Source organism: Hyphomonas oceanitis SCH89, assembly GCF_000685295.1.
Taxonomy (GTDB): domain Bacteria; phylum Pseudomonadota; class Alphaproteobacteria; order Caulobacterales; family Hyphomonadaceae; genus Hyphomonas; species Hyphomonas oceanitis.
This window is the reverse complement of the sequence record NZ_ARYL01000059.1, coordinates 1-9,900: the sequence shown is the minus strand read 5'-3', so window position 1 is coordinate 9,900 and position 9,900 is coordinate 1. Positions and strand designations below refer to the sequence as shown.

9 protein-coding genes are annotated in these 9,900 nt (G+C 63.8%); 5 read left to right on the top strand and 4 right to left on the bottom strand.

Translation table 11 applies throughout. The features are described 5' to 3' along the window. Both HOC_RS19335 and HOC_RS19330 read left to right on the top strand, forming a co-directional pair. Nucleotides 1–695: TonB-dependent receptor domain-containing protein (locus tag HOC_RS19335; protein WP_035541655.1), on the top strand; the 695-nt coding region annotated here is incomplete at its 5' end. Nucleotides 696–830: 135 nt separating this feature from the next. Then, complete coding sequence (locus HOC_RS19330) at nt 831–3,386, top strand: alpha/beta hydrolase family protein (protein ID WP_162174906.1); 2,556 nt, start codon at nt 831–833, stop codon at nt 3,384–3,386. A gap of 27 nt (nt 3,387–3,413) precedes the next feature. Here the strand turns inward: HOC_RS19330 and HOC_RS19325 are convergent, their stop codons facing one another. The 4 genes from HOC_RS19325 to HOC_RS19315 form a co-directional block, all read right to left on the bottom strand. Continuing rightward, entirely contained in the window at nt 3,414–5,234 is a 1,821-nt protein-coding gene (locus tag HOC_RS19325; RefSeq protein WP_035541650.1) for an asparagine synthase-related protein, read from the bottom strand. 15 nt (nt 5,235–5,249) lie between these two features. Then, nucleotides 5,250–5,948, bottom strand: a complete 699-nt coding sequence (locus HOC_RS19320; RefSeq protein ID WP_035541649.1) for a lasso peptide biosynthesis B2 protein — start codon at nt 5,946–5,948, stop codon at nt 5,250–5,252. Between the two features lie 91 nt (nt 5,949–6,039). Beyond that, on the bottom strand, nt 6,040–6,186 hold the full coding sequence (locus HOC_RS22450) for a hypothetical protein (RefSeq protein ID WP_162174905.1): 147 nt from the start codon (nt 6,184–6,186) through the stop codon (nt 6,040–6,042). Between the two features lie 202 nt (nt 6,187–6,388). After that, the gene (locus HOC_RS19315; RefSeq protein ID WP_035541646.1) at nt 6,389–7,477 is read right to left on the bottom strand and encodes a LicD family protein; all 1,089 of its coding nucleotides are present in this window, start codon (nt 7,475–7,477) and stop codon (nt 6,389–6,391) included. A 674-nt stretch (nt 7,478–8,151) separates the two neighbouring features. Between HOC_RS19315 and HOC_RS22605 the strand changes: the two genes are divergently transcribed. From HOC_RS22605 to HOC_RS19300, 3 genes are all read left to right on the top strand, one after another. Then, nucleotides 8,152–8,880 (top strand): helix-turn-helix transcriptional regulator, encoded by a 729-nt coding sequence (locus tag HOC_RS22605; protein WP_051625131.1) that lies wholly within the window; start codon nt 8,152–8,154, stop codon nt 8,878–8,880. Nucleotides 8,881–8,955: 75 nt separating this feature from the next. Further along, nucleotides 8,956–9,606, top strand: coding sequence for an acyl-homoserine-lactone synthase (locus HOC_RS21590; protein WP_051625130.1), 651 nt, complete (start codon nt 8,956–8,958; stop codon nt 9,604–9,606). Between the two features lie 8 nt (nt 9,607–9,614). After that, nucleotides 9,615–9,900 (top strand): phytanoyl-CoA dioxygenase family protein (locus tag HOC_RS19300; protein ID WP_156950556.1); only part of this gene is annotated, 286 nt, incomplete at its 3' end.

Below are 9,900 nucleotides of genomic sequence, written 5' to 3'. Positions count from 1 at the left end.
CGAATTATGCGCCGGGATTCGCCTTCGCCGATTCAGGCCTGTTCCCGGAAGGGACGGTTGTCTTCTTCCCGAGCGAGTCTCAAATTGCGGCCGTGATTGACTCCCTCAGCCGTCCGGTAATCTTCGCGGGCGGTGCGACGGCGTTGGAAAATATCGGCTTCATCAACAATGTATCCCTGACCCGCAATCTGGCCTCGACAGAGACAAGCGGACTCGACCTGCAAGTGTCTTACGAGACGGACACGGATGCCGGCCACCTGTCTGCCTCGCTCAATGGCAACTATATCCTCGATTTCGTGCAGCGCGCGTCCGATACGACGCCTGCTGTGGAAACCCTCAACACGCTCTATTATCCGGTCGACCTTCAGATGCGGGGACAGGTGGCCCTTGCGCGCGGCAATCTCACCAGTTCGCTCTTCCTCAACTATGTCGACAGCTATGCGACCGACAAGACCGCTGCGGCGAGCCGGATCGATTCCTGGACGACTGTCGACCTGTCATTGTCATGGGCCTTCGAACCGTCAACGCCGGGCTGGCTCAGCGGCAGCGCGCTCAGCCTGTCGGTCACGAACCTGTTCGACAAGATGCCGCCCCGGACGCCGCCCCTGACAGGCTTTACCATTACCGGGTTCGACCCCGCCAATGCCTCGCCGCTCGGGCGGTTTGTCGCGCTCGAACTGCGCAAGACCTTCTAGATGCGCGTCCCGGTCCTGTCGCGATATCACCGGCCGCCGCGCCCCAGAATTCGGCAGCAACGCGGCGGCCGGCTCCGGCCCTGGAGTGTTCTCATCGCCGCGATCGCCGTGAGCCTGATCGGAGGGGCAGGGGCTTTGCGCGCAGATCCCGCGCCTGTCCAGCGCCACAATCTCAGGCTGGAGGATGTCCTCGCTACGGAAGGTATCGGCGCAGCGCAATTTTCCCCGGATGGGCGCTGGCTGGCCTATAACCTGGTGCCGCCTTACGCCCGGCTTTCGGATTATTCCTACTGGATGCGGGCCTATGGCCTCAGCGGACACCAGCTCTGGGTCAAGGCGATGGACAATGGCGCCGCGCCCTCCCTGCAGCCAGGTCTCGATCCGGGCGCCACCAGTTTCCTGATGGGCTTCTCGCCCGGCAGCACGCATGTTGTCGTCCTCGAGCACAAAAGCGGCCGCTTCCGGCTGGTGGCGTGCCGCACCGGCGAGGCCAGCTGCGTCCGGTTCGATCCCATGCCGGACATCCGGGACCGGTATGTCAGGGCAGAGGACTGGAATGCGCATCTGGTCTGGACATCGGAGGACACGTTCGTGATGCCGGTTCGCGATGACGTGCTTCCGGGTTCGGAAATGCGAAATCGTGCCGCAACCGGTACCTTTCTCTGGCAGGCGTGGAACAGGGCATGGTCGGGCCACGGGGCGACTGCGTCCGAAGCTATCAGCACGGGCCGCGACCGTTCGGCAGACTGGGCCGCAGGCGACCTGGTCGAATTCAGCATACGGACCGGCCGGGTGGCGATCCTCGCGGCGGGACGCTACACAGGCGTGCGGGCCTCGTCGGACGGCCGGTTCCTGCTGGCGGCGCGCGTCGCCGAGCGCGAGCGGCCCCCGGCGGACGCGCGCCCGATTGCAAGCGAAACCCACCCGATTTTCGACAGGCACTACGCGCTGAGCCTGATCGACCGGACGCGCGGTGCGGTAAGGCAGGCGGGGCAGCCATTCAACGTGGATCCGGGCTCCCTGACCTGGTTGGAAACGCCGGAACGCTTTGCCGTTTTTGGCTGGGACCAGGACGAAAAGCCGGAGGACGGGCGGTTTTACATTGTCGATACCGCAACACTCAATGCGCACCCGCTCAGCCATGCCGGTCTGGCCCTTACCAACAGAAGGCAGGATCCGGATTTCAAATGGTGGCCGGGTCCGGCCCGTGCCGCCCTCCTGGAATCGGGCCTCGCTGTTCTTGCCAGGCCGGTCGGGGACGTGCGGCAGGACTGGTACCTGTTGCGGGGCGGTGCCGCACCGCTCAACCTGTCGGCTGGGCTGGATGAGCCGTCCGGTGATCTTCTCACTGTCGACCGCAGCGGCATCACGCTCATGGCGGACGGCGCAATGTACCGGCTGACCGCCGATGGTGATCCTGCGCGTCTGATGCAGGAGGGGGCCCGGTTTTCGGGTCCGGTTGCCGATGCGGCCAATCCGGCCGATGCCCGGTTCGTGGATTTCACGCCCACAGCGCCGCGGATCGGTGAGGACAACAGCGGGGACCTGATACTGGCGCAAAGCGAATCCGGCACCGGAGATACCGGGATCTGGTTTGGTAGTATCCGGCCTGGCTCGGCCTCCTGGCGTCACTTTGCCCTGAACAGGCCAGCCGCTCATGTCCTCGCGGCGTCAGCGCGGGCGCAAGCGGCGGTCGTCACGGTAAAGGAGGGTGGCGCGACGCGTCTACTGCTGATCGGCAAAGACTCAGTCTCCACCGAACTGGCCCGGATCAACGCACACCTGAATGCGGTGCATTCGCCGGGGACGCGGACAATTTCCTACGCGCTTCACGATCCCCAGGGCGCGGCGCCGCCCCGGCCCGTGACAGCCTGCCTGCTCCTGCCGCCCGGTTATGATCCTGCCAAACGCTATCCTGTCCTGATGGAAGTCTATCCGATCGGGATTGGCGGGAACTGTCGCACGTACACGGATTATCCAGCACCGGGCGCCGTCGTTCCGGAGCTCTGGACCTCGCGCGGGTTCATCTATGTCCTGCCCTCAATTCCCCTCGATCTTGCAAGGACACCGGACGATCCGCTCGGCGGGCTGGGCGACCTGCTTGGCCAGACCGTAGACGCGCTTGCAGATACGGGTCCTGCCGATCCGGACCGGATCGTCCTTTTCGGCATGAGCCAGGGCGGCATCGCGTCGCTGGTTGGCGCCACCCAGTCGGACCGGTTTGCAGCCGTCATATCGATCAATGGCTGGGCAGACTATTTCAGCCACTATTTCGGGGCGCGGGGATTGATGCGCTATTTTCACCTGGATCAGAATGGGGGTGACAACCGCTGGCGCTACGAATGTGCCCGCGAGGGGCCCAGTCATGATTGCCCGTTCGGATTCGGGGTCACGGCACTCGCCGATCCCGAGCGTTATGCGCGCACGAGCCCCGTCGCGCGCGCAGACCGGGTCACCGCACCGGTTCTGCTCGTCCATTCGGATTTCGATTATTTCGGCATGGCCCAGTATGATGAAATGTTTGGCGCGCTCTATCGGGCGGGCAAGGACGCACGCTACGTACGCTATTGGGGCGAGGGCCACGGGCCTTCTTCGCCGGCCAATATCAGGGACCTGTGGATGCGGATCGATGCGTTCCTCGCCGAAAGCGGCGTGGCCGTCTCGCAGGCGGAACCGGACCGGTCGCACTGAGCCGCCTCAGGCTTGGCGACAGGGACTTCACGGAGCGGTTTGCCGGCGCGTCCAGCGGCTGAGCCACGCCTCGATGACATAACAAACGAGGATCATGCGGCCGAATGTGTCGACCCCATAGGAACCCGGCCGCAAAGCCGCTTCGACGTCGGCACGGTCAATCAGTCCGTTCGCGACAAGGGCGCCGTTCATCAGCGTGTCTGAGAGCAAATCCCGGTTTGCCTTCAGCTGCTCAATATAGAAGCGGGAAGCATCGCCTTTCGATCGGCGCAGGCGTATCTGGTCAGGAAGGCGTCCGGCAAAGGCTTGCCGGACCAGACCCCGCCCGCGACCTCCATGGCAGAGGAGATAGGCGGGCAGTTGCAGGCAGAGTTCGACCAGCGGCTGGGATATCAGGGGGTGGACGGTCTCGTCCGTGCCGGGCAGGGCGAGGCTCTCGCGTATCTGGATCATGTGCGCGAGGCCGGAGACCTGGGCGAACTTGGCCGGGGGCAAGCCTTCAGGAACGCATGCCCAGACAGGCAGGAGATCGGAAGCATCGAGCCGCTCGTGGGTCAGCCGGTTGAGCCCTGTCTGGCGCTCCCTGATGCTGCGGATCGCGGCGGTCTCACGCGGTCCTGCAACCAGGTGTGAAAGGCTTTCTGCGAGCACGTGCCAGACCGATTCGCCAGACAGGCGGGCTGCGGCCAGGAGTTCATGCGCCGCCCGCCGGCCAGGCCCGTGGCGGCGCAGATAGTCGGCGAAGATGAGCGGGTCGCGGGTTTCGAGAAACAGGTGGTCGCCCCCTTGTCCCGTGAAGACAGTGCGGCCTGCCAGGCCAAGGGCCTGTCGACGTTCGGCATCCGCGCGTCGCCCCAGGAATTCCCGGAAGGGCCTAGCTGAGAGCGGGTGACAGTCAGGGGGCGGTAGCGGGTCGGCAGGATCAATCAGGCATTCCGCGAGCTCAATCCCGAGATCGCGGGCGACCGCTCTTGCCTGTGCGGCTTCCGGTGGATCGCCGCCTCGCAGGATGAAATGCACGGCGCGCATGTCCAGCGCGCCAGGTTCCTGCATCAGGCAGGCGGCGACGATTGCGGAGTCGAGACCGCCCGACAGGTTTAGCGCGAGATGCGGACACGCCTGGCCCCAGGTCCGAACGACACAGGACGTCGTCTCGCGCAGGCATGCTGCGGCCTCCTCCGGCGCGGGCTCCAGTGCGTTCCGTGCGACCTGTCTCGGATCCCAGAGCGCTTCTTTCCGCACCCGGCCGCCAGATACATGTAACCGGCATCCGCCGGCCAGCTCACGGACCCCCCTGAGGCCGGATTGGCCCGGCTGGATCTTGTCATAGGCCAGAAGGTTCGCGATGAAATCCAGGTCCGGGTCGAAGCGGATCCAGTCAGGCAGCGGGCAGACTTCGAGATGGGAGAAGACGAGGGTGACGCCCCGTGTCTGGCAGTAGAAACACGGAATGGAAGAGGTCGGCTCGGTCAGCACGACCGTGCCGTCACTGCAGGCCAGGAAGGCCAGGTATGCGCCCCAATAGTCCGTCATCAGGCTCGCGCCGCGGGAGCTGGCAATCCGCCTGCCTGCCTCCTGGTCAAGGATGGCCAGGGGCGGGACGGGGATGCGCGCGCAGGCGCGGCGAAACAGTCTTCCGAACACGGCGCCAGAGACCTCGCCGGCTGGAATGGACAGGACATGACGCCCGGTTGTACCCGAGGTAAGATCGTGGAGCACGCATCCGGCGCTGACAGCGTGGCGGGCGGCTTCCGGCGCGCCGCGACGAACGCAACGGTCAATGTCGCTGGCGGCGGCGGCTGCGTCCGGATCGGCTGGATCCCAGATGAGGGCAAGACAGGACGGCAAGGGCTTGCAAACCTCTCAGATCACCATGAGCGTCTGATAGTCGGCGCAGGTATCCCGCTCCTCGTTGAGGACGATACCATTGCGCGACACCCAGCAATGGGCCGCGAAGGGTGACAGGCGAACGCCGAAAATCCAGTCGGCATCGACCCCGTAATGCGCCAGGAACTGCAGGAGGAGCATGCTCCGAAGGAAGCAGGCATCGTGTATGCTGACGCAATAGGGTGTGAGGGCATGAAAGCTGCGGGCGAGATCGATTGCGCGCGCGTCAGAGCCGGACGCTTTCGCGCGAGCCGTCTGTTTCCACTGTTGGGCTGCTGTCAGCGTGGCCGCGAGGCGCCCGCCACGGACCCGTCGCGCAAGACCCCAGGCTGCCCGAAGCGCCACGAGGGTCGCGAGATGCCTGAGGGAAGGGGCATGGCCCTGGCCGATGTCAAGATCGTAGATAGAGGCGTGCACGCCACAGGGTGGGGTCAGATGGATGGGCTGTCCCAGATCCTTGCTCCGGGTGAGGACATGTTTGTCACAGAGCCGCTCGGCAAACTGACCGGCGAGGCCGGACATTCCCGTCTTTGGCGCCGCGGCGATATCCGAAAACCACGCGGCTTGTGAGCCTGAAAGGTAAAGATAGCGATCAAGCGCGGTATCGAGGAGGACATAGTCGCCGCCGACAGCGCAGGCGTGAATGCCGTTGCGAAACAGATAGTCGTCCTGCATGGGCGGGTCTCCACCAGAGGGTTCCTGCTGCCCGGCGAGGTGTCCGGTTTTGCGCCGCGCCGAAAAAGGGGGACCGAAGTCCCCCTTCCTGTCAGCCGATCGGGATGAGCCGCGAGTTCGGCCCCACGGCGAATTCGGCGCCCTGGTTGAAACCGCCCCGGGTCTCTTCCGACACCGATCCCAATTCGATCGGCTCGAATGCATCATCGTCAAGATGGTCGTCTGTCTGCGTATTCATGGCATTGACTCCTTTTGGTTTGAGGGTGTGTCGCTGGCCGGACGACACGTAGAAAATGCACCCTATCTAAAGTAGAGTCAACGGTGACAATATTAAAAAAGATATATAAAACAAATAGATAGCAAAGCACCACTGCCGCCGATCGCGCTTTGCGCGGCGTGACTTAGAATCCCTCTCTCACAGGCAGTCTGGCGCGCTCAGATCATGCGTCCTCCGCGTCATTGTCCGTGGAAGGGAAAGCCTCGTACTGGCCGGGAAGGTCAAGGTGGACAGGTGATTGTCGCAAGAGGGCGCGGGCCTTTGCCGGGTCACCCGTCAGCCTGCATGTGTGTGCGCGTGACAGCGCATAATAGGCCCGTACATAAGGATCGACCTCAAAGAGCGCCGGCGAACTGAGAACCGAGGCAAACCCCGTATCCGGCGTCCGCCAGCGGGGTCCATATGTCTCGGTGAGGTAGCGCTCCGGATCATCCGGGATGGGCCATTGCCGTCCCTGAAAATCAGCCGTCCTGACATCGAAGGATGTGAAACGCCAGGCCACGTCTCCGGAAAGCCGGCCGAGCCCGCACTGAAGGCCGCCATCGCACGGCTCATAGAGGAATATGTCGACGGCAATGGCCTGGAACGTCAGGGCGAAATAGCGGTCGCCCGGACGGGCCCGTCGATCAAGCAGGAGGTCCGGATGTTCGCGGATGACGCGGGCGAGGTCCGGTCCGCCACTCTCGTCGGCAAGGACGCCGACATCGATATCCCGGTCGTGGACCAGCGGCGCGCCGCTGCGGTGGACTCCCAGCAATGTTCCGGCCGCCAGAAAATATCGGAGGCCTGCGGCGTCCAGGATCTCCGCGATCCCGCAAAGGGCGCGCGCCGCTGCGACAGGGCTGAACGCGGGCGGCGATGGGCTGGCGGAAAAGTCATGCTGCCCGAGAGACAGGGCAGACTGCTTGGACTTGAGCGCCGCGCGATAGTTACCGGTCTCGTAGAAGGCACGGGCCAACTGGTCATGGACTGCCCCCGCGTCCTCGAACTTCGCGGCATTGCGGCGAATGAGAGCGACCGCTTCGGGGCCGCGCCGGGCATCGAGCAGGGCCTTTGCGCAGTCTGCAAAATTACGCGGACGGTTTTGCCCGCTGCCGCATAGGCGCAGGAGCGCATCAGCCGCGCACTGGATTGCGCCAATCCGCTCATCCTCATCCGGTGTGATGTCGGCAAGGGATCCCCATGACTGCCAGGCATCGGGATGGCAGTCGACGCTCTGGCGAAAGGCGGCGAGGGCCGCTGGCCGGTCCATGAGGGCATGCAGGGCCAGGCCGCGTCCGTGGAGGGCGCGCCGGTGCGCAGGAAGGCCGCGCCGAGCGATTGCTGGACAGGGGCGTGCCCGGGGCGAAGGCGGTTCGCCGCCAGCAAAGGGGGCAGGGCGGCCTCAGATCGCCCGGCCGCAAGGCATTTCTGACCCGCCCGCAGGTAATACTGCCAGGACCCGGGCGGGTATTGATCGGCCGGCAAGGATTGGGAGATGCCGGGCTTCATGGGAGGTCTTGCGGGGCAGGCCAGAAACGGGAGGCGCGCATCCTGCGGCATGGGAACGCCGATTCAGCTGCCTCTCGTCGCATCTCGTACCGCCAGCAGGCACGGGACAATTCCGGATCATGGACTCTTGCAGGGAACACTCTGTCCTCTCGTGCCGTATGGGGTCGCAATCGTATTCGGATGCAGAAGCGTGACGCGATCGGATCAAGCGCCGAGCTCCGGGAATCCTGCGTTAAGGCTCTCGCGTCACCCCGCGTCCATTCCCGCGGACGCGTAAAAAACATGTACATTTGAATACACACGAGTTAAACCATAAGTAGGAAAATGATGCAATATTAAAGAGGAATCTGAAGGCAGTACGGGCAAGCCATACCCATGCCCGCGACGTGCCGGAAGGGTCAGCCAGAAGCGGTTTCCTGAACAGGAAAGATGTCCATGCATGATTATAACGGGTCTGCCGTCCTCCATGCCATCCGCCTGATTTCGGCGACCGTGACGAGTGCCGAGACGATCGAAGCCCTTGCCGTCTTCATTGAAGCCTATGGCTTCGAGAAAATATTCCTCGGCCAGCTCGTCAATCCGATGAATGTTCCGCTGAAGGATATACTTTACCTCTCCAACTGGCCTGAGGAACTCAAGGCGGCCAGGCGCACCAGGGCTGCCATCCTTCACGATCCGATTGCCTTCTGCGCCGTGCGTTCGAAACGGCCTTTCAGCTGGGCCGAAGCGCGCGCCCATGCCACGCGGGCTGGCCGGCGCACCGTCGACATGGTGCATGATTACGGCATCACCCATGGCATGATGTTTCCCATGCATGCCCTCGAGAGCGTATCGGGGGGTGTCTCGCTGGGCGGCGGCGTCAAGCCTGACCTGTCACCGACCGAGATCGCGGAACTCGAAATCGTCTGCCAGGTTGCCTATTATCATCTCGAAGCGATGCTGGGTCCCTTTCCTTATCAGAAAGTTGCCGAACTCACGCCCCGCGAGACCGAATGCGTCCAGTTCGCAGCCGCCGGCAAGTCCAATTGGGAGATTGCCCATATCCTGGGGATCCAGGAGGACACGGTCAAAAAGACATTGCGGCGGGCACGGGACAAGCTTGATGCCGTGAACCGGGCGCACCTGGTCGCTAGCGCTATCGCCCGCCACCAGATTCTGCCCTGACCAGTCCCCTAAAGGGGACATTACCCGCACCCGCATCCGCGACATGCTCCTCATGCCCAAGGAGGAGTAGAGCGCATGTTCAAGATCATCACACCGGACAACTGCCATCAGTATTCAGACCTCATCGATGAGATGCACAAGATGCGCTACCGCATCGTGGTCGGCGAATGGGGGTGGGACATACCGGACATCGAACCGGGCTATGACAAGGACCCGTTCGATACCGCCGACACTGTCTACGTCATCGCCCTGACGGCCGCAGGCGAGGTTGCCGGCACGTCTCGACTCAACCCGACCGTCGGGCCGCATATGCTGAGCGAACTCTTTGCCGACTATTGCGATCTCCAGCCCTATCCGGTCGGCCGCGATGTCTGGGAGTGCTCCCGGTTCGTGACGGACCGGTCCCTGGCAACCGATCCGGTCGACGCTTTCCGCGTCCGGTGCCGCCTCGGTCTCGGTCTGACAGCCTATTGCCTGGACAATCACATATCCCGGCTCAGCTGGCTGACACACCAGAAATTCTTCAACCTTGTCCAGCGGGTCTGGCAAACCGAGCCCCTCGGTCTTCCGAAGCGGGAAGGGGACAACTGGGCCTGGATACCTGCCGTGTCGACCATCGACGAGGCGACGTTCGACCGCCAGCTTGACCGCTATCGCAATGCCGAAGCGATCGTCGCGGCAAATGGTGCGGCACGGTCAGAGGCCCGGCGGGGCAAGGTCGCATGAGCCCCAGCATGCGCGGCAGGATGAGCGACGCCGAGCAGTCGGCTTTCAACCGGGATGGTGTCATTTGCCTGAGGAATGTCCTGACAGGCGCAGAGGTCGACCACCTGCGACACGCCGTTGCAGGACAGATGAGCCGGCTCGGTCACTCGCCGACAGGCTATGATTTCGAAGCGCTTGCAGGCCAGGTCTGGGACCAGGGCCGGAGCGTCGATACCGGCGAGGCGGACCGTTTCGACATGCAGGCCATGAAGGCGCTCATCCGGTCCGACGCCGCGGCCCGACCATTGCTGGAGG

What these genes read in the sequence shown, in the direction of transcription:
- HOC_RS22605 (WP_051625131.1), top strand. Translation starts at nt 8,152, where the DNA reads ATGCATGATTATAACGGGTCTGCCGTCCTCCATGCCATCCGCCTGATT.
- HOC_RS21590 (WP_051625130.1), top strand. Translation starts at nt 8,956, where the DNA reads ATGTTCAAGATCATCACACCGGACAACTGCCATCAGTATTCAGACCTC.
- HOC_RS19315 (WP_035541646.1), bottom strand. Translation starts at nt 7,477, where the DNA reads ATGGACCGGCCAGCGGCCCTCGCCGCCTTTCGCCAGAGCGTCGACTGC.
- HOC_RS19320 (WP_035541649.1), bottom strand. Translation starts at nt 5,948, where the DNA reads ATGCAGGACGACTATCTGTTTCGCAACGGCATTCACGCCTGCGCTGTC.
- HOC_RS22450 (WP_162174905.1), bottom strand. Translation starts at nt 6,186, where the DNA reads ATGAATACGCAGACAGACGACCATCTTGACGATGATGCATTCGAGCCG.